Source organism: Allokutzneria oryzae, assembly GCF_042429765.1.
Classification (GTDB): domain Bacteria; phylum Actinomycetota; class Actinomycetes; order Mycobacteriales; family Pseudonocardiaceae; genus Allokutzneria; species Allokutzneria oryzae.
Genome location: NZ_JBHLZU010000008.1, coordinates 1 through 17,754, shown reverse-complemented (window position 1 = coordinate 17,754; position 17,754 = coordinate 1). Strand labels below are relative to the sequence as shown.

24 protein-coding genes and 1 pseudogene are annotated in these 17,754 nt (G+C 68.7%); 13 read left to right on the top strand and 12 right to left on the bottom strand.

Annotated elements, in window-relative coordinates; translation table 11 throughout:
- The first annotated feature begins 125 nt into the window (after window positions 1-125).
- The 3 genes from ACFFQA_RS09640 to ACFFQA_RS09630 all read left to right on the top strand — a co-directional run bounded on the left by ACFFQA_RS09640 (window position 126) and on the right by ACFFQA_RS09630 (window position 2,481).
- Complete coding sequence (locus tag ACFFQA_RS09640; RefSeq protein WP_377851395.1) at window positions 126-449, top strand: hypothetical protein; 324 nt, start codon at window positions 126-128, stop codon at window positions 447-449.
- 100 nt (window positions 450-549) lie between these two features.
- Window positions 550-735, top strand: coding sequence for a hypothetical protein (locus tag ACFFQA_RS09635; RefSeq protein ID WP_377851394.1), 186 nt, complete (start codon window positions 550-552; stop codon window positions 733-735).
- A gap of 174 nt (window positions 736-909) precedes the next feature.
- On the top strand, window positions 910-2,481 hold the full coding sequence (locus tag ACFFQA_RS09630; protein WP_377851393.1) for an immunity 49 family protein: 1,572 nt from the start codon (window positions 910-912) through the stop codon (window positions 2,479-2,481).
- Between the two features lie 15 nt (window positions 2,482-2,496).
- Here ACFFQA_RS09630 and ACFFQA_RS09625 read toward each other — a convergent pair whose 3' ends face one another.
- The 8 genes and pseudogenes from ACFFQA_RS09625 to ACFFQA_RS09590 all read right to left on the bottom strand — a co-directional run bounded on the left by ACFFQA_RS09625 (window position 2,497) and on the right by ACFFQA_RS09590 (window position 5,285).
- Window positions 2,497-2,676, bottom strand: a complete 180-nt coding sequence (locus ACFFQA_RS09625; RefSeq protein ID WP_377851392.1) for a hypothetical protein — start codon at window positions 2,674-2,676, stop codon at window positions 2,497-2,499.
- Between the two features lie 212 nt (window positions 2,677-2,888).
- Complete coding sequence (locus ACFFQA_RS09620; RefSeq protein WP_377851390.1) at window positions 2,889-3,206, bottom strand: hypothetical protein; 318 nt, start codon at window positions 3,204-3,206, stop codon at window positions 2,889-2,891.
- A gap of 131 nt (window positions 3,207-3,337) precedes the next feature.
- Entirely contained in the window at window positions 3,338-3,814 is a 477-nt protein-coding gene (locus ACFFQA_RS09615; RefSeq protein ID WP_377851388.1) for a hypothetical protein, read from the bottom strand.
- A gap of 50 nt (window positions 3,815-3,864) precedes the next feature.
- Window positions 3,865-4,062: pseudogene (locus tag ACFFQA_RS09610) on the bottom strand (transposase); the annotation flags it as partial.
- 234 nt (window positions 4,063-4,296) lie between these two features.
- Window positions 4,297-4,494: a hypothetical protein gene (locus ACFFQA_RS09605; protein ID WP_377851386.1), complete on the bottom strand. Its 198-nt coding sequence runs from the start codon at window positions 4,492-4,494 to the stop codon at window positions 4,297-4,299.
- Between the two features lie 4 nt (window positions 4,495-4,498).
- Window positions 4,499-4,666, bottom strand: a complete 168-nt coding sequence (locus ACFFQA_RS09600) for a hypothetical protein (RefSeq protein WP_377851384.1) — start codon at window positions 4,664-4,666, stop codon at window positions 4,499-4,501.
- A gap of 49 nt (window positions 4,667-4,715) precedes the next feature.
- The gene (locus tag ACFFQA_RS09595) at window positions 4,716-4,847 is read right to left on the bottom strand and encodes a hypothetical protein (protein WP_377851382.1); all 132 of its coding nucleotides are present in this window, start codon (window positions 4,845-4,847) and stop codon (window positions 4,716-4,718) included.
- 126 nt (window positions 4,848-4,973) lie between these two features.
- Complete coding sequence (locus tag ACFFQA_RS09590) at window positions 4,974-5,285, bottom strand: DUF6355 family natural product biosynthesis protein (RefSeq protein ID WP_377851380.1); 312 nt, start codon at window positions 5,283-5,285, stop codon at window positions 4,974-4,976.
- A gap of 254 nt (window positions 5,286-5,539) precedes the next feature.
- On the opposite strand from ACFFQA_RS09590, the gene ACFFQA_RS09585 reads away from it, so the two are divergent.
- On the top strand, window positions 5,540-5,794 hold the full coding sequence (locus tag ACFFQA_RS09585) for a hypothetical protein (protein ID WP_377851378.1): 255 nt from the start codon (window positions 5,540-5,542) through the stop codon (window positions 5,792-5,794).
- 116 nt (window positions 5,795-5,910) lie between these two features.
- Here ACFFQA_RS09585 and fusA read toward each other — a convergent pair whose 3' ends face one another.
- Together fusA and ACFFQA_RS09575 are read right to left on the bottom strand one after the other, a co-directional pair.
- Window positions 5,911-7,935 carry an elongation factor G gene (gene fusA / locus ACFFQA_RS09580; RefSeq protein WP_377851376.1) on the bottom strand — a complete coding sequence of 675 codons (2,025 nt, stop codon included), beginning with the start codon at window positions 7,933-7,935 and terminating at the stop codon, window positions 5,911-5,913.
- Between the two features lie 755 nt (window positions 7,936-8,690).
- Window positions 8,691-9,689 (bottom strand): ADP-ribosylglycohydrolase family protein, encoded by a 999-nt coding sequence (locus tag ACFFQA_RS09575; RefSeq protein ID WP_377851374.1) that lies wholly within the window; start codon window positions 9,687-9,689, stop codon window positions 8,691-8,693.
- A gap of 405 nt (window positions 9,690-10,094) precedes the next feature.
- Between ACFFQA_RS09575 and ACFFQA_RS09570 the strand changes: the two genes are divergently transcribed.
- The 3 genes from ACFFQA_RS09570 (at window position 10,095) to ACFFQA_RS09560 (ending at window position 11,787) form a co-directional block, all read left to right on the top strand.
- Window positions 10,095-10,397 carry a DUF6355 family natural product biosynthesis protein gene (locus tag ACFFQA_RS09570; RefSeq protein ID WP_377851372.1) on the top strand — a complete coding sequence of 101 codons (303 nt, stop codon included), beginning with the start codon at window positions 10,095-10,097 and terminating at the stop codon, window positions 10,395-10,397.
- A 103-nt stretch (window positions 10,398-10,500) separates the two neighbouring features.
- Window positions 10,501-11,424, top strand: a complete 924-nt coding sequence (ku, locus tag ACFFQA_RS09565; protein ID WP_377851370.1) for a non-homologous end joining protein Ku — start codon at window positions 10,501-10,503, stop codon at window positions 11,422-11,424.
- 126 nt (window positions 11,425-11,550) lie between these two features.
- Entirely contained in the window at window positions 11,551-11,787 is a 237-nt protein-coding gene (locus tag ACFFQA_RS09560) for a nuclear transport factor 2-like protein (RefSeq protein WP_377851368.1), read from the top strand.
- On the opposite strand, the gene ACFFQA_RS09555 is transcribed toward ACFFQA_RS09560, so the two are convergent.
- The gene (locus ACFFQA_RS09555; protein WP_377851366.1) at window positions 11,757-12,533 is read right to left on the bottom strand and encodes an RNA ligase family protein; all 777 of its coding nucleotides are present in this window, start codon (window positions 12,531-12,533) and stop codon (window positions 11,757-11,759) included. The two genes, ACFFQA_RS09560 and ACFFQA_RS09555, sit on opposite strands and share 31 nt — an antisense overlap.
- A gap of 231 nt (window positions 12,534-12,764) precedes the next feature.
- Here ACFFQA_RS09555 and ACFFQA_RS09550 point away from each other — a divergent pair, with 231 nt between their 5' ends.
- From ACFFQA_RS09550 to coaD, 6 genes are all read left to right on the top strand, one after another.
- Entirely contained in the window at window positions 12,765-14,597 is a 1,833-nt protein-coding gene (locus ACFFQA_RS09550; protein ID WP_377851364.1) for an amidase, read from the top strand.
- On the top strand, window positions 14,594-14,764 hold the full coding sequence (locus ACFFQA_RS09545; RefSeq protein WP_377851362.1) for a hypothetical protein: 171 nt from the start codon (window positions 14,594-14,596) through the stop codon (window positions 14,762-14,764). Before ACFFQA_RS09550 ends, ACFFQA_RS09545 begins: the two co-directional genes overlap by 4 nt.
- A gap of 133 nt (window positions 14,765-14,897) precedes the next feature.
- Window positions 14,898-15,143: a hypothetical protein gene (locus tag ACFFQA_RS09540; protein ID WP_377851360.1), complete on the top strand. Its 246-nt coding sequence runs from the start codon at window positions 14,898-14,900 to the stop codon at window positions 15,141-15,143.
- Between the two features lie 555 nt (window positions 15,144-15,698).
- Window positions 15,699-16,082, top strand: a complete 384-nt coding sequence (locus ACFFQA_RS09535) for a hypothetical protein (protein WP_377851358.1) — start codon at window positions 15,699-15,701, stop codon at window positions 16,080-16,082.
- Window positions 16,083-16,100: 18 nt separating this feature from the next.
- Window positions 16,101-16,388, top strand: a complete 288-nt coding sequence (locus ACFFQA_RS09530; protein WP_377851356.1) for a hypothetical protein — start codon at window positions 16,101-16,103, stop codon at window positions 16,386-16,388.
- A gap of 327 nt (window positions 16,389-16,715) precedes the next feature.
- A complete protein-coding gene (gene coaD / locus ACFFQA_RS09525; protein WP_377851354.1) occupies window positions 16,716-17,183 on the top strand; it encodes a pantetheine-phosphate adenylyltransferase in 468 nt (155 codons plus the stop codon).
- On the opposite strand, the gene ACFFQA_RS09520 is transcribed toward coaD, so the two are convergent.
- The gene (locus ACFFQA_RS09520) at window positions 17,084-17,512 is read right to left on the bottom strand and encodes a hypothetical protein (protein WP_377851352.1); all 429 of its coding nucleotides are present in this window, start codon (window positions 17,510-17,512) and stop codon (window positions 17,084-17,086) included. The genes coaD and ACFFQA_RS09520 overlap by 100 nt on opposite strands.
- Between the last annotated feature and the right edge of the window lie 242 nt (window positions 17,513-17,754).

The window sequence follows — 17,754 nt, the reverse complement described above, 5'->3', positions numbered from 1 at the left end:
GTTCTCGACCCGCTGTTCAGCGGGGGTAACGTCCCCGCCGTCCGGGCACGGAGGACTTGCGAGCTTCGGGAGAGAGAATGTCTTTACGCACGAAGGTTTCTGCTGTTCTTGTCGGAGCAGCGGCGGTGGCCGGGATGGTTGTTGCCGCGCCCGCGGCGTTCGCCGACGGTTGTTCGACCGATCCGTACGGCAAGCTGACCTGTACGGCGTACCCCGCCAGCGGTGGATTCGTCAGCCTCCACGGGTACCCGCGCTCGAACGGTGTCTACATGCAGGGCACGGACAGCTGGAACCGACCCGTCCACCTCGACCGGGCACGCCCGGGCGGCTGGGACGGCCCGCTCGGCGCGGGCATCGGCCAGACTGCCGAGATGTTCCGCGCGGGCACGTCGTGGCGCGCCTGCGTGAACGTGGGCTCCAACCGCTTCCACTGCACCCCCTTCGCCTGATTCAGCCCAGGTGGAGCGCGGCCAAGCGTGGCAACGGTGTCTCAGCTCGCTCTGGTCGTCGGAACCGAACTCCCCGGCCGAGTCCAGTTCCGGGTATCGGATGGTGAAGGCGTCAGCGGGAAGCTCCTCCCCGGTCGCCGCGAGGTGGGCGTTCACGGCGATGCTCAGCGCCTCTTCGCGCCCCGTCGTCCGCCGCAGCGCGAATGACGGGGAGGTCGGCCAACGTGTCCGGTTCGGCCACGGCTCGCTCGAACACGTCGCGGCCCTGCGCGGCGACCCGCAGTAGACTGCGGCAGGAGTCGGCCATCAGGTCCCACAGCACCTGTTGGGCAGCGACGATCTCGTCACGAGGGCGGGTCGCTGGCCTGGCCCCTTTGCACCCACCGGGACGAAAAGCAACAAGGGCAACTGGCCGCCGCTCAACCCGTTGGAACAGAAGGAAAATGGATCAGGTGGCACGTTGAGCGCCGTTGAACAGCACCAGTTCGTCATCACCGCCGATGACTACGGGGACCGTCTCGCGAGCGGCATCGACGATCTGCTGAAGACGGCAGAGGGTGAACCGCCGCAGCTGGACGCGGTCCTGAGGACGTCGTTGGCGCTGCTGGGTTTCCGCGCGCACATCGATCCTCAGGCGGCGGAAGCCCCGACCTGGGAGGCGGCCATGACGGCGCTGCGGGCCGGGCACGCGATCTTCGCGGCGGCCATCGCCAGGGACGACGTCACGGTGCGGATCGGCGCACGCGAGCTCACCCTGGCGGCCGGGGCGACCAAGGAGATCGCGGACGCGGACAACTGGCTCAGGGCCTGTTACCTCGGCATGATCTGCCGCGAGTCCAGTGTGCTGGAAACGCTGATGAACACGCGGATCAAGGGCAATCCCGAAGTCGAGGTGATGCAGTCCTACCTGCGTCAAGGCCGAGGCGCCCGCAGGGATTCCGAAGATCCGACGATCAAGGCCCTGTCGTGGTTTCTCGGCGGCCAGCCGGAGTTGTTCGCCGAGGCGTTGGTGCGAGCGCTGGAGCTGCACAAGCAGCGGTGGAGGTCCAGCGACGACTCCACGGGAGGCGTCGCGCTCGGCCCGCTGGCGGTGGCGTGCGCCGCGTTCGACCACGGCTTCCCGATCGGGGTCGAGTCCGGCTACCTGCCGAAGAACATCGTCGAACGGAAGTGGCGCAACGAAGTTCCGGTGCCACCGCCCGCGTCCGTGAAACGAACCTGGCGCCTCGTCGACCGGCACGAGGCTGACGCGGACGTGGCGGACCGCGAAGGCGACTCGCTGACCGCGCGGCTGAACGAGTTGATCGAGCAGGACCCGGGCCAACTTCACGTCATCGGGCCGAAAGCGCTCCAGGAGACCGGTTACCACCTCATCAACGATGAGCAGGGGTCCTGGATCCACACCTGGGACAGCATCACGCTGGCCATGCAGGCGTACCACGGCATCTTCGAGCGGGCGACGAGGACCAGGGAGACCTCCGTCCGCCTGCGAGACGACAAGGTCCTCCTCCCGCCGACCGGTGCCACACAGCACACGAACGCGGACACGTGGCTCAAGGCGATGTACCTCAGCATGATCTGCCGCGACCGCGAGCGCATCAACGACCTCGTGCGGGTGCCGGAGGAGCTGCGGCGCTCGTCCGGCGCGGAACACGACGAGGCCGTCCACGAGTGGATCAGCGTGCTGCACGGTTACTGGTACGGCGGGTACAGCATGTCCAAGCGATCGCTGGAAGCCGTGCCGCAGGACGACGACCTGCTCTACCCGACGGTCGAGCTGTTCTACCAGATCTCCGAGGACGACCAGACCGGGTTCACCGACTCGCTGGCGCGGGCGCTGGAGCGGCACCGGCGGTACTGGACGCGGACCGAGGAGCGGGCGAAGGAGCCGGAAGGTTTCCTCGCGCTCGCGCCGCTCGCGCTGGCCGGCCGGGCACTGGAGTCGGGCTGGCTCAGTGTCACCGTGCGCTCCCCGTACCTGCCGTTGACGCTGCTGAACGGTGGCCGCGTCGGCGAAGGCGCACCGAGGTGATCGCTCGTCGTGTGATCATCCGAGCAGCTTGACGCCGACGCTGGTGCAGGCTGTCCTGGCGATGCCGAGCTCCCAGAGCACTGTGCCCGCTGGGATGAGGAAGATGAGAGCGTCGGCGGACCCGACGACCAGGACCCTCTGGTTCAGCCGCCACCACCGCGGCGGCGACGCGATGCCGCACCACCGGACCCTCACACCCGTTGTCCTGCGCGACTGGTCACACAAGCTGGAGCTGCTCACCGCCAAGGAGGTCGCAGCCTTCCGCGCCAGCGAATGGGGTCGGCCAGAACCAGCGCAATCGCCCCACCTGGACACCGCCGCCGAAACCGTCAGCTGAGCCCGGACAACCAAGCCGACGACGGTGCGCAGGCCACCACGTCTTGCGGCGAGTTCGAGCGGACAGCAACTCAGCCACCCTGACCTGCTGACCGATTCTCATCCAGCGACCCGGTCGCTGGATGAGAATCGGTCAAGGGCGTGGTGCTATCACGCTTGCTCACGGGCAGCCGGGGGAACGGTCCGCGACGGATATAGCGCCACTGCGAGACGAACACGACGATGGTCAACACGAGGCTCAGCGAGCCCGAGAACAGGAACGCCGTCCAGTCGTCGCGCAGGAACACCCCCGCGACGATCGCGAAGGCCAAGAACGCGCCACCGGTCAGCACCCCGCGCCAAGTCAACCGCTTGAGGTCGTGCATCCGCTCGCGCTGCTCGTCGTCCATCTCGCGCTTCCCCATACGCCAACCTTCCCACATCAAGCGGGACGCCGGACGATTCCTGGAGGTTTGCGTCCGGGATGCCGGTCACTGCCGCTCACCGCCGCGCGGACGGCGCTCCCGGATTCCGCCAACTATCAGTGGTCGAAGCAGAGGGTTACGTGCCAGGCCTTGTCGTTCGCGTAGTCGGGCAGGTTCTCAAAACCTGATCCCGGGGTCCGGAAGACGTTGAGATAGTTCTTGCCGCTGTCCCAGAGGCAAACCCTCACCGTTCCGCCGACGTACTCCCAGCTGCTGACCTTGCCCCGCAGGTCGGGGCCGAGCTCCGCCGCGCTGGGACTAGGGCTGCACAGCAGCAAGTCAGCCTGGCTGCCTCCCCTGTTGGCGTGCTCGTAGACTTTCACGTGCCCGCAGAGTTCATCGGCGGCGTGACCGACCCCTGCCGAGAAAAGCGTGGTCGCCAGAGCCAAAGCTGCGCCCAACGCGACGGCGCGACCCGCCGAAATTCCCCAAGACGTCGACATCGGAAACGGAATCCTCTCAAAAATACCGAACAGGCCCGGAGATGCCTGATTTGCTTTGCGAGGATCGCACGCAGGGATCAATTCTGGCAAGCTGTTCGAATCTCATCGAATGCGGCTATTCCCTGGCTGCTTGGGGTGTCTTATTTGGGGAGTCTTTTGTAGCAGGTCAGGGCCGCTGCGAGGGTCGCGAAGCTGAGGAAGTGGAAGGCGGTGCGGTCGTAGCGCAGGGTCAGGCGCCGGTAGCCGGTGAGCCAGGCGAGGGTGCGTTCGACGACCCAGCGGTGTCGGCCCAGTTTCTCCGAGGAGTCGATGCCTTTGCGGGCGATGCGCACGGCGATGATGAAGAAGATGAGAGCGCCAGCGGGGCCGGCCCCCTCGCTTCCGCATGGCCTCCAGGAGGCAATCACACGCGTCAAAGAGGCTGACCGCAGGGCAGCGGCATCGCATCCACGACCAACGGCCCGCCCGACGTGATCCGGCACGTGCTGGACCTTCAGTCCATCCACCGTCGCTGACAACTGACAGGGCTGTGCCGCAATGCCACGGACAGAGGTCAGCAGACCAGCGGCCTGTCATTGCGCGTCGGGAACGCACAACGCCTCGGTGACCGCGGCGATGACCTGGACTGCCTTGGGCCGCAGGATCCGCACCTCATGCTCGGCGGCGTGGCGTACCAGATCAGCCGGGGGCATGGCGGCGACACGGGCCGGGTCGGGCAGCGTGGCCAACAGCATCTGCAGGGCCTTGGACTCCAACTCGGTGCTGAACACCCGGTCACACCGGGAAACGCCACACCACCTGCTCGGCTATCGCCCCGTCGTGGCGGTGCAGTGGCCAGCCCCGGCCTCGCACGAGTAACTCGACCATGGCCAGCAATTCGGGGCGCAGGATCTGCGCCTGCCGGGTGCGGTGGCCGCGGCGACCGCGGGGAAGTCGGGGCACCACAACACGATCAGGCGCATCCGTTGCGCACCACACCCAGCCGCCTGGATCACCTCGGCATGGTGCGGCGGGTGTTCCTGCCGAGCGAGCACGCGCTGATCGCGGGCCTGCCCGAGCCGGAGCTGGTGTTCGACTCCTCGGGCGCGGCGTTGATGCGGGACGACCAGCGGTGGTCGGTCACCGAGCTCGCGCTGCCGCAGGGGTATTCGGGCGCGGGAGTGTCCCCGGGGGAGCCGTGCGGCGGACTTGGCGCACGACAAAAGCGCGGTCGGCGGGATGATCGCCGACCGCGCTTCGCTGTTCCGACTCAGCAGGGGCGCAGGTACCAGGCGCCCTTCCAGTCCGGCCACGGGCCGAGACGAGTCGTCCCCGGCGGAACGCACTTCTCGTAGTCCTTGAACCCGCCGATGTTGGTCCGGTCGACGTAGATGACCACGTTCGTGGGGCCGCAGTGGTTGTAGTACCCGGTACCCCAGCTCACGAACCAGCCGCACGGGTCGGCCGAGGCCTTGACCTGTGCGACCTCGGTCGCCGGAGCGGCACCCGCCGTGGCCGTTCCCGCCGCGAGCGCGGTGACGGCCCCCGCGATCGCCACGACGGTGCGCATGCCCTTGCGCATGCAATCCCCCTGGTTTTCGTACTTGATACGGAATCTCACCGTCAGCCGGTGAGATGGCCGAAAAATACCGACGAACCGGACAATGCCCCAGGGATGTCAGCCATGGCTGAAACCGCCAGCTCCGCGCCACCTGTGCGTTCACGGCCGGTCATCTGCCCGCCCAGGAGTTCGTCCAGCAGAGCACGATCCAGGCCGACGCGCCGGAGTCGGTCGCCGCGGGCAGCGGGTTCACCTCGACCTCGCAGACCGACGCGATGCAGGCCCCCGCCGAGCTGAACAGCCAGAAGATCAAGGCGCTCAAGAACATCCGGTTCCGGGCGAAGCTGCCGGACAACGCCGCGTTCGTCTCCATCAGCCTCTCCGGCGGCTCGAACCTGGGACCGGGTCGGCCGAGCGCGCCCCACGCCGACGGCCACGTCATCGAGTCCGTTCCCGGCCCGATCGCCGTCGGCACCACCTTCCAGCTGCGCAAGGGAACCCTCCAGCTCAAGGCGGGCTCCAGGGCGTGATGCAAAGGCGCTTCGGCGGAACGAGCTACGACGACCCGGGGCTGCCCTTCACCGCCGAGGTCAAGGTGCTAGGCGTGCCGAATGGCCCCGCTCGCGTGGAGCGGGGCCATTCGACCTCACCGGGGCGCCAGTGCGAAACCGGCGGCCTTGGCGGTGAAGCTGCCCCGGCCGTGGGTCCGGCTGCGCAGGCGGTCGGAGTAGCCGAACAGCTCGGCCAGCGGCACCGACGCGGTGATCGTCACCGTGCCCGAGCGCGTCGCCGACGCCGACACCTGACCGCGCCGCATCGCCAGGTCACCCAGCACGCTGCCCATCGCGTCCTCCGGAACGGTGACCGCGACCTCGGACACTGGCTCCAGCAACGCCATCTTGCTGGCGCGCAACGCTTCCCGGAGCCCGAGCCGACCGGCGGTCCGGAACGCCATCTCCGAGGAGTCCTTCACGTGCGTCGAGCCGTCGGTGAGCGTGACGTGCACGCCGGTGACGGGATGACCACCGAGCGGCCCCTCCGACAGCGCGTCCCGGCACCCGGCCTCGACAGCGCGCACGAACTCGCGTGGCACGGCGCCGCCGACCACGGCCGACTGGAACACGAGTTCCTCCTCATCCGTGGGCTCGACGTCCAGGACGATGCGAGCGAACTGGCCGGAACCCCCGTCCTGCTTCACGTGCTTGTACTCCAGTCCTGACACCCCGGACAGCACCGTCTCCCGGTAGGCCACCCGGGGGCGGCCGACGAAGATCTCCACGCCGTAGGCGCGGCGGATCTTCTCCACCGCGACCTCCAGGTGCAGCTCGCCCAAGCCGGACAACAGCGTCTGACCGGTCTCGGAGTCGGTCCGCACGACCAGCGACGGGTCCTCGTCGGTCGTGCGGAGCAACGCCATCGCCAGCCGATCGGTGTCGGCGGCCGAACGCGTCTCGATCGCCACGGAGACAACGGGATCAGCCACCACCGGCGGCTCGAAGAGCACCGGCACCGAACGCGCGCAGAGGCTCGCTCCAGCACGCGCGTTCTTCGGACCGACCACCGCGACGATGTCGCCCGCCACGGCCCGCTCCACCTCCGTGTGCCGGTCGGCCTGGACCCGGAGGATGCGCGAGATCCGCTCGGGTTTCCGCGTGCCGGCGTCGAACACCTCCGCTCCCTTCTGGACTGTCCCGGAGTACACGCGCAGGAACGTCAGCCGTCCCGTTGGCGCCACGACCACCTTGAAAGCCAAGGCAGAGAACGGAGCCGCCGGATCGGCTGGGCGCTCGTGCTCCTCGTCGGCCCAGACACCGCGCACCGGTGGAACGTCCACAGGGGACGGCAGGTACGCGATGACGGCGGCCAGCAAGGGCTCGATCCCGCGGTTGCGGTAGGCCGAGCCGCACAGCACAACCAGACCCTCACCGCTGTGGGTCAGCTCGCGCAGCGCCGAAGCCAACGTCGGCGCGGAAACCTCCTGCTGCGCACAGAACTCCTCCAACGCCGCCGAATGTCTTTCCGCCACAGCCTCTTCGAGCACGCGACGCCGGCGCCGAGCCTCGTCGAGCAGGGCGTCCGGAACCGGGCCCTCCTCGACACCGCCGTCATCGGCCCAGAGCAGCGCGCGCATCCGGACCAGGTCGACGACACCGCGGAACTCGTTCTCCTGGCCGATCGGCAGCTGGACCACCATCGGCGCGGGGTGCAGCCGCTCGCGGATCGACTCCACGGCCGCGTCCAGGTCAGCGCCGACGCGGTCCATCTTGTTGACGAAGGCGAACCTCGGCACACCGTGACGATCAGCTTGGCGCCACACGGATTCGCTCTGCGGCTCCACGCCGGCCACGGCGTCGAAGACCGCGATCGCGCCGTCCAGCACGCGCAGCGACCGCTCCACTTCGTCGGAGAAGTCGACGTGCCCGGGGGTGTCGATCAGGTTGATCTGATGACCGTCCCACGCGCAGCTCACCGCCGCGGCGAAGATCGTGATGCCGCGATCGCGCTCCTGCGAGTCGAAGTCGGTGACCGTCGTCCCGTCGTGCACCTCGCCGCGTTTGTGCGTGGTGCCCGTCGCGTAGAGGACGCGTTCGGTGAGCGTGGTCTTACCGGCGTCGACGTGCGCGAGGATGCCGAGGTTGCGGATGGTGGTCAGAGGTTGGTTGGTACGCACGGCACAGGGCCTTTCGCGGTGAATCGGAGACCAGGTCAGCGCGATTCACGGGACGAACTGCGAAAGAGGGCGTTCGTCACCGAGCCCAGTGCTGGCCGCGCGGCCAGCACCGGACTACCGGGGACACCAGGATCACCTGGGAACGCGACCGGAGGATCACGGCGTCGCGAGTGAACACGAGCGATCTCCTCTCCAAACAGTCACGGTCAGTCCCGGGGGAACTGTAACCGAACTCGGGCGGCTGGCAAGGACAATTGCGGGGGAGAACACCAGCAGCACGCCCCACGCCAGCGGAGCCCAGTCGCTGCCCCGGCCCCCCTGGTGCACGCCCGCCGAGATCACAGCGCACAGCATCGACCCCAGGCACGCGCCGGTCACCGAGCACTGCCCGCAGACCACCGCCGCCGTGATGCACGCGAACAGGAAACCTTGGCTGCGCGTGACGTCCACGACTATGCGCCCAAGGCATGCGCCGTGTGATCGTGCCCGCCGCCAACTCCGCCGAAGCCGCACTCATCGACGACATCGACGTCCTCGCTGGCTGGCTCGCCCTGGATGAGAGGCGCGATGGCGATCACGTTCACTCCGCCCCGGCGCAGCGCCCACGGACGCGACCAAGCCCGCCGTGAAGACCCCGCAACGGACAACTGTGGGCACCGGGCTCGACATCTGTTGAACGTCCGCTCATGCCGCTGGTCGCGCGGCCGTAGAACAGCACAATGCTCGCCGGACACCAGTTCGTGAGTTCCGATGCCTCAGTTCCGCTTGTGTGTGCCAGCAGCAAGTGCGGCCAACTGGTCCGCGTATTCGATGCGTGCGACCCAGTCTGTCGGCCAGGCGGCCAGACCGTGTGCGGCGCCCACGAACGCTCCGGCCAGCGCGGCGATCGAATCGGAGTCGCCGCTGGTTCGAGCGGCCCGCACCAGGCACTGCACCGGATCGTCGGCGTGCCGGATCGCGCAGTACAGGCCGGTCGCCAACGCCTCCTCGGCGATCCAGCCCTCGCCGGTGGCAAGGCACGCGTCGAGGCCATCGTCAGGCCGGGCGATGGCAGCCACCAGCCGATCGAGGACCGCGGCACACTCGTCCCAGCCGCGGGCGATGAAATCAGCGGGCGTGGTCGCCCCCGGCATCTGCCACAAGGATCCGAGCCAATCCTCCAGGTAGACAGAGCGCCGTTCACCGCAGCGGGCCAGCAGCGCGGCGGGCACGTCGGCCAGCTCGAAGCCCTCGACCAGCAATCGCGTTGCGTAGGCGGTGAGTTCGGCCGCGGCCAGCGCCGTGGGATGACCGTGAGTCATCGCGGCCTGCAGTTGCGCTACCCCGGCAAGCGCGTCCAGGTCAAGCCCGGACACCAACCCCACCGGAGTCACCCGCATGTTCGCGCCACACCCCTTGGACCCCGAGATGGTCGCCTCCACCCACGGCACACCCTCCGCCAGGCCGCCACACGCGCGCAAACACGTCATCCCAGGCGCACGATTGTTGTCCGGGCTGTGCGCCCACGCCACGAACCGCTCCCGCAATCGCGGTTCAAGCGCGTCAGCGGTGTACCGGTCGACGCCATGGAGCGCCCACGCGACCGCAAGCGCCATCTGCGTGTCATCGGTGACCAACGCGGGATCACCCACCAGATCATCCGGCCCGGCAGGACCGAACTCCCGATCGATCTCCACAACGGTCAGGAACTCCGTTGGCCGACCGAGCGCGTCCCCGAAAGCCAACCCGTACAACGATCCCGCGATTCGGTCCACAGCCCCAACCCTAATGCCGCCGGCCACAGACGCCCGCTCCCCACGCCAGCGGAGCCCAGTCGCTGCCCTGGCCCCGCAAATCCGCTCACTCACCCCAAGCCAGAGGGGTGCGGCGCCGGATCGCCCGACTCCACGAACCCCCAACGACCCCTTGAACATCCTCTGACGGCGCGCACGGTGACCACATCCGCAGTAGCGGGCGAATACCCGCAGAGTCCGCGAGGACAGTCCGACGCGTGCCGCGTCCAGTGAGAATCGCGGGGACCTTTCGTGTTCCTCCGGGCGCTCGAAATCGATCTTGAATTCCGTGATTCTTTCAGGTGTGTCTGAAGTTGCTGACCTTCTTCTTTTTCTGCGGTTACCGTCCTGCGTGCCCAGCTCCTCCGGCACGAAAAGAGGAACGTCATGTGCAGGACTCTTCAGGCCACCATCGCGATCGCGGCGACGGTCATCGCCACGACATCCATGATCACAGCTGCGAGTGCGGCGCCGTCAGCGACGAACTCCCTTCAGTGCGGGTACTTTGTGGACAATCTCGGCAGGGATGCGAAATATCGTCACTGCGGCGACACGAGGGTCAAGATCTGGGTCGACTACATCTCGCACAAGGACGACTACTTCTGTACCTCGGCGGGCGTGACGAACTGGGTGTACTACCTCGGTACCACGAAGGTCGTTCAGAACGCCTGGTACATCGGTCTGTGCTGACCCTTGTCCGAGCCCGGCCGGAGAGCCCGCCGTGGCGGAGAAGGTCGAGCGGCTGAAACGCGCCGAACACGGGTATTCCTCGCGGGAGCCGAGGAGGACGAGCATGCCGAGAGCGATCTGGTCGGGCACGGTGACGTTCGGGTTGGTCAGCATTCCCGTGGGCCTGTACAGCGCGACCATCGACCACACCGTGCACTTCCACCAGCTCCAGCGCGGCACCGCGGACCGCATCCGCAACCGCCAGGTCAACGAGCGCACCGGTGAGGAGGTCGAGCGCGCCGACATCGTCAAGGGCTACGAGCTCGACGACGGGCAGTACGTGGTGGTGGAGCCCGAGGAGCTGGCGCAGATCGCGCCGGGTCGCTCGCGCACGCTGGAGATCTCCCTGTTCGTCTCGCTCGACGAGATCGACCCGGTGTACTTCGACCGCACCTACTGGATCGCCCCGGCCAGCTCCCACTATGACCGCGTGTACCGGTTGCTGTGGCAGGCGATGTCGGAGACGGAACGCGCGGGGATCGCTACTTTCGTCATGCACGGCAAGGAATACCTCACGGCGGTGCGTGCCGGTGAGAGCGGCCTGTTGCTGGAGACCATGTTCTTCGCCGACGAGGTCCGCGATCCGAGGGATTTGAAAGTGTTTCCGCGCAAGGGAAAGGCGCGTGGCAAGGAGCTGGACATGGCGACCGGCCTCATCGAGTCGATGAGCGGACCGTGGAATCCGAGAGACTTCCGCGACACCTACACCGCCAAGGTGCGCAAACTCGTGCGCGCCAAGAAGAAGGGCAAGGCGGTCGTCGCCGAGGCCGAGCCGCCGGAGCCGACCGGCGTCGTCGACCTGATGGACGCCCTGCGCCGCAGCGTCGAGAACGCGCGCGGGGGCAAGGGGAGGAAGGCCAAGCGCAGGCCGGATCTGTCCGGCCTGCGCAAGGCGGAACTCGTGGCGATGGCACGGGAGCTGAACGTCAAGGGCCGCTCCAAACTCAGCCGGGACGAGTTGGAGAAGGCCGTGCGACGGGCTTCCTGAGCAGCTCGGTCAGCACGGAACAGCCTTCACACCGCTCACGCGACGCGCCTGATCGCGTGAGCGAGTGGACCGGTTTGCCGGAGCGGATGCGGAGCGCGGGGGAGACGACCAGCTCAGGTCCTGTCGGTGCCGCGTTTCGCCCACACACCGTCGTCCACCGCCAGCCACTGCTCCCCGGCCACGGTGGCCGACGGCAGCTACTACGGCAACGACTACTGCTTCGTCTTCGAACTCCGGGACGGGCTGGTCCACCGGGCTCGCGAGTACGTGGACACCGCCCGCGGCCACCGCTTGGTCCTGGCTGAAGCTCCACAGGCCGCACGACCCGTTCTCTACTTGCGTCGGCGCAGCGTTCGGTCGTAGTCCTGGAAGCGGGCCTTCGCGATCGTCGAACGGTCGGCGCTGCGCAGCACGATGCCCTCGGGCTGGCCGCCCGCCTGCTCGTCCAGCGCCACCAGCGTCGTCGGCAGGCGTTCGCCGAGGAACTGCCGCATCTTGTCGATCTCGCAGGGCAGGTCGGCCGGATCCAGGGTGAACAACCGTGGCACGAGGTCGATCCCGTCGCGCTCCGCGATCGCGACCAGTTCCCCCTCCGGCACGAACGGCTGGCCGCCCGCCTCGCGCCACGCCGAGATCTCCGCCCGCGGCTTCGCCAGCATCGCCCGGTGGTCGGCCAGCTCCAGGCAGTCGAACATGCGGTGTCCGACCGTCGTCCGGCTGCCTGTGTACTGCTTGCTCGCCCCCGTCACCTTTCCGCCGTAGACCTCGACGTAGTGCACGCGGATCACGTCGTCGGTGACCGGCGCGAGCCCCTCGGCGAACGCCCGCAACGCGGCCACGATGCCCTGCGCGGGGTCGCCGATGAGATCACCCTTGGCGTACAACAGCTCCTCCCGCGACCCGAGCAGGAAATCACCGCCGGGCAACGAGATGACGCGCGCGTTCGTGCCGTCCACCTTCTCCGTGCCGATCACCGGACCCGCGAACCGCACGCAGGTCTCCAGCAATCCGCCGTTGCCCGCGTCCAGCGCGTGGTAGGTCGGGATCGACGGGTACTTGGTCAGCGAGTTGAGCGCGCCCAGGTCGACTTCGCGCACGTTCAGGGACATGGTCGGCATTCTCGCACCAGCCCGGCCGCGGAGGCTCGTGCATTTCAAGGTAGGCAGGTTGCCCGGTGCGTCGGTGGCACCGACCTTCGAGCGGCCTGGTTCACGTTTCTGTCGAGGGTGAAACCTCTGTCCTCTGTTGGTGGGCGTCTTTAGCTTTCGGCATCGGCGTCATCATGGCCAACACCCTGCGATTGACGATCGCTCGAACACTGAGGCGGCTTCGTGTCACCCATGAGAATCAGTCGGCGTTCACTGTTGGGTACCGCCGTCGCCGGTAGCGCTCTCGCCGTCGTTCCCGGCACCGCGAGCGCGGCCGACACCGCGTTCCTGCCGCCGGTCGACCAGATTCCGCACCGGCCCCGCCTGGTGGACTACGAGATCGTCGAGCTGGCGGCGCTGCTGCGGGCGGGCAAGACCTCCAGTGTCGAGCTGACCCGGGCCTACCTGGCGCGCATCGCGAAGTTCAACGGCCCCTTCGAGGTCTACGGCGACAACGGCCTGTACAACGCCTTCGTCCGCATCGACGAGGCCGCCGCGCTGGCCGCCGCCCGCGCCGCCGACGAGCGGCTCGCCGGGCACCGCCGCCGCGGCGAGGCGGTGTCGCCGCTGTGCGGGATCCCGATGGGCATCAAGGACACCATCGGCGTCAAGGGCATGATGGCGCAGGACGGCACTCCGGCGTTCGCGGGCAACCGCGCGCTGCGGGACGCCACCGCCGTCGCCCGGCTGCGCGCGGCCGGGGTGGTGCCGCTGGGCATGACGATCTGCTCGGAGTTCTCCGATTCCGTCATCGGGACCTTCTCCGGCAACGCGTGGGACCTCGACCGCGTTCCCGGTGGGTCGAGCCAGGGTTCCGGAGTGGCTCCGGTCGCCCGGCTCGCCGCGGCCTGCCTCGGTGAGGAGACCGGCGGCAGCATCATCTGCCCGGCCGCGGTCAACGGCGCCACCGCGATCAAGCCCTCGCCGGGCACCGTGTCGGCCGCCGGGCTGATGCCGCTGGCCCCGGGCTACGACATCATCGGACCGATCGCCCGGTCGGCGCGGGACTCGGCGCTGGTGCTGAGCGCCATCCTGGGCCCCGACCTGGTCGGCGACCCGCAGACGCTGGCCGCGCCGAACCCGTTCCCGGCCATCCCGTTCGTCCCGCGCGTCGGCAAGAAACCTTTGCAGGGCTTGACGATCGGTATTCCGCAGACCGACTGGATGTACGTCAACTACGAGCTCAAGCCCGGGATCGCTCCCCAGTCGCTCTACGGCGCGGAGCACCGGCAGGTGTTCACCCGGCTCGCCGAGCAGCTGCGGGCGCTGGGCGCGCGGGTCATCGAGTTCCCCGGACTGGACATCACCGACCCGAAGCTCAACCCCTACGTCGGCTCGACGGACGTGCTGGCCACAGTGGACGGTTCACCGGTCTCGCCGTCGGGCGCGGTGATCCACTCCAACAAGTACGAGGTCCGCTACGCCGAGGCGGTCGCCCAGTTCTGCGCGAGCGGCATCCCCTCGGCGGAGGCCGTCGCCGCCCTCACCGCCGTGTACGGCCGCCGCGCGCCGGGGGAGACCGCACCCAGCTTCGCCAGCGCCGACCGCCTGCTCGGTGGCATCCCGGGTTCCGTGCGGTACGAGGGCGAACAGCGGCGGCGGACGCTCATCGCCAACTACACCAAGGCGCTCGCCGACGCGGGTGTGGACTTCATGCTCGTCATGACCGTCGCCGACGTCATCGGAAGGCGCGCCGGGCCCGAACCGGGCTTCCCCGTGATGCGCGCCTTCTACCAGGTGCCCAACGTGCTGGGCTGGCCCATGGTCAGCTTCCCCGCCGGGTTCGCGCGCGGGCTGCCGGTCTCCGCGCAGTTCTGGGGGCCGCGCTTCTCCGAACCCGCGATCGTCCAGGCGATGATCGACTACCAGGCCCACCACCCCGAGCACCACACGGCCACCCCGCCCGATCCCGCCCTCCCGGCGAATCGGAAGGTCATCCCGAAGCCCGCCCCGCTGCCGCCCAACGCTCCCACCAACGACCCCGTCCGCGGTGACGAGGCGATCCGCAAGGCGATGGGCCGATGAGCGCGCCACCGCCGGAGCCGTTCTTCACCGTCGCGTTCGGCACGCCGGTCACCATCGCCCTGCTGTCCCGGAACCCCTCGCCGGAGGACGGCCAGCTGCTCACCGTCACCTGGCGGCCGAAGCTGGGCACGACCGTTCTGCCGCACGACCACAAGGACCAGCGGTGACCGTCCCGAGAACTCCGAGGCTGGTCCGAAACCGCCGAAGCGGTGCTCGACGTCCACACGGGTAGCGACCTGTCCACCGGAGGCGGCCGCAGCTCGTCACAGCGCACTGTCCGGACAGGAACCGAGCACAGCTATGAAGGCTCTCGAACTGCACCGCGTCAACTCGTGGGAGGCCGCGTTCCCGTGCGAGGAGGTGCGCGGTTGCTTCGCCCACCGCGTCGCCTTCTCGCCACGCGCGACCGTGCCCGACGCGGGCGCCAACATCGGCATGGTGTCCGTTGAACGGCACGCGCCCGATGCCGAGCACGATCGGTACCGGAGGGTGTCGCTAGGAGCCGGGAAATGGGGATTCACGAGCGACTGCGGTTGTCCCGGATGATCAACGCCAGGGGACGTACACGCTGCCGGGGGTGTCGCGGAGTTCGGCGGCCGTCGCCGAAGCGCTGCCGGAATTCGTAGTGCTGGAAGAACTCGCCGACCGTGCCAGTGACATCCTCGCGGAGGTGACCGGTGCTGAGGCGGGCGCCGTTGTGCCCGAGGGGCCAACCTCCAGGCCATCCGGCTCGCGGTGCCACGGTTTCCCTTGTGCGACAAGAAGAACTCGCGTTCTCCGACGATGCCGCCTGCTTGGTGCTCGTGGCATCCCGGCGGGCGCGCCAGATGCCGTGCTCGTCAGCGGGCAGAAGTACCTGGCGTCCCCCACGGCGGGCTGGTGCTCGGAGCGAGGGGCGCTCGTTCGTGCGATTCGGTCCCAGGACAAGGGGATCGGCCGGGGGATGAAGCCGACGAAGGAGGCCATCGCCGCCGTCGGGGACGAGCTCGTGCTGGAGTTGGTGTCGCTGGGTGGCGATGAGGTACGCGTCATCCTGGACCGGCTTCGAGGAATCAGTCCATAGTGGATGGACGGCGGGCGGAGGTGCGGTAGCCTCGCGGTGTGCCCACCGCAGACCAGTTCGTCGCCGTGAACGCGCTCCAGTCGGACGCGGGGGTGCTCGTTCTCCAGGAGAGCAGGGACTTCTGGGACGATCGCGACGAGGAGGTCGTCGCGGCGGCGCAGGCCGAGATCGACGCCGCGCACGACGCCCTCGCCGCCGAGCTGACGGCGCGGTGGGGAAACCCGACGACGGTGCGGCTGTCGCCCTACCTGGACGAAGACGACGCCCCGGAACCGATGCTCGAACTGAGCCAGCTCAGCGGCAGCGCGCTCGTCTGGCCGCGCGGAGCCGGGCACTGGGTGGCGCTCGCCGTCGGCCAGGCGGACGCGGAGTTCCCGATCCAGCTCCTCGCGGCGGCCGGCACGGCGGCACTGCCCTCCTGACCGCCGTCGACGAGCACGGTGGCCACCACCACCGCGGCGAAGTCGGCGACAGCGACCGAGGCGGTTAGCCGGCCGCCGTACGGCTCCCTGACCACTCCTGCGGTGCGGATGGACTCGGCCCAGCCCAGCGTGGTGGCCATGACGTCGATCGGCAGCGGGATCGTCCACTCCGGCTCGGACGCCCGCACCGCCTGCTCCACCGGGCGGTCGACGCCGGTGGTGAAGGCGGTGGCGCTGCGCACGCCCGCCAGTTCCACGAGCTGCGGACCGGTCGCGAGCGGAGCGGGGTCGCCCCGGTGGCGCTGAGCAGGTGGATCGCGGTGACTCCCCGCAACGCCGGCTCGACGGTCCGCGGTTCGGCCAGATCACCCCCGACGACCTCCACGTGATCAGGCAGGCCCGCGGCGGCGGCATCACGGGTCAGCGCGCACACGGTGACCGGCCCTGAGGAGTTCGTCCACCACGGCGGACCCGATGCTCACGGTCGCTCCGGTGGCCACGATCGTCATCAGCTTCGGCCCTCGTCCCGTCGAGCCGGGTCATCCGGCGATCAGATCAGAACCTGTCCTGACTCCCCGATGATGGCATGCTCACAGGACGCGCTCGACTCCGTGTGCGAAGGGGGCTGACAAGGTGATTGCGGTGTGTGCGGGCTCGTTCGATCCGGTGACCGCAGGACATGTGGACGTGATCACGCGCGCGGCGGCGCTGTTCGAGCGCGTGGTCGCGTTGGTGGCGGTGAATCCCGCCAAGGCGGGGCGTTTCGCCGTTGCCGAGCGCGTCGCGATGCTGCGCGACAGTCTGAGCGGGCTCGACGGGGTTGTCGTGGACTCGTGGGACGGCCTGCTGGTCGACTACTGCCGGAATGCCGGACCTTGTGTGCTGGTGCGGGGTGTGCGTTCCGGGGCAGACGTTGCCGACGAGTTGAGGCTGTCGATGATGAACGCGGCGGTCGGTGGTGTGGAGACGGTCTTCCTGCCGACGACTTCCGGGCTCGGGCACTACTCGTCGACGGTGCTGACCGAACTCAACCTGCACCGCACCACGGGAATCAGCGCGCAAACCGCGGACGGAGCTCCACCGGCGGTGCCCGGTCGGTGAACATGTGGGTCCGGCACGGCGTAGCACGGGCTGCGATCGCGGCCCCGGAGCAGGCCGTTGCCGTTGGCGACCGCGCGGTCCAGCACCAGCCAGACCTGCTCCCGCAGGTCGAACACCAGGTGCCGGTCGTGCCCGGTGCTCCCGAGCCGCGAGAACGACCGGACCGTCTCCCGCTTGACGATCCACTCGTTCAGCAGATCGCGGACGTGGGCCAGCGCCGCCGCCAGGTCTGTTCCGGTCAGGGTGTCGCGCCAGCCACACCAGTCCAGTGCCTCGATCGCCGAGGAGATGATCAGGTGGTGCTCACGCGCGAGGCGTCCAACGCGCATCCGAGCGCCTCCGCGCGGTCGGGGCTCTCGTCACGGGTGGAGGGTCAGCTTCGGGTCGAGCGCTGACCGTGGTGAAGGCGCGCCAGGCGGCTCCGCCTCGGTCCAGGCGCGTGATCGAATGATCGGATCGGTTCGCTGCGGTCGGGCGCGGCCTGGGTGCCTTCGGCCAGAGTTGACGTCGAAGGGAGGCCTCGTGATCTCGGCACTCAACCGGCTTGTCGATCTGGTCGAGAAGCACCTGG